Source organism: Neobacillus drentensis (assembly GCF_036962765.1).
Taxonomy (GTDB): domain Bacteria; phylum Bacillota; class Bacilli; order Bacillales; family Cytobacillaceae; genus Neobacillus; species Neobacillus drentensis_C.
The window spans coordinates 17,013-17,320 of sequence record NZ_JBALOS010000068.1; the positions used below are offsets into that span (position 1 = coordinate 17,013).

1 pseudogene is annotated in these 308 nt (G+C 30.5%); it reads right to left on the reverse strand.

Features of this window, described 5'->3' with window-relative positions:
• Positions 1-227 (reverse strand): annotated as a pseudogene (locus V7137_RS10385) (VOC family protein); the annotation flags it as partial.
• Positions 228-308: the final 81 nt, after the last annotated feature.

The following is a 308-nucleotide window of genomic DNA, read 5'->3' on the forward strand; positions in this document are numbered from 1 at the left end:
AATGATTCGAGATTTTCGGCATTTTCATTCCATCCAGGATTAAAGGTTAGAATGTTCTTTTCAAACATGCCTTGGAAAAGCCCAATGATGCAATTTTCATTCTTCATAATAAGCCAATTTTGACTAATGTCCCCACCAAAAGATTGAAATCCTAGTTTTTCGTAGAATGACTTGGATAGATGAATGTCTTTTACATTTAAACTTACAGAAAAAGCTCCTAGGTTCATAAATACTCCTCCTTTTAACTTATCTATTTTTACTATAAATGAGTACTATGAAATTCTCAACATTTACCATATTATTAAGAA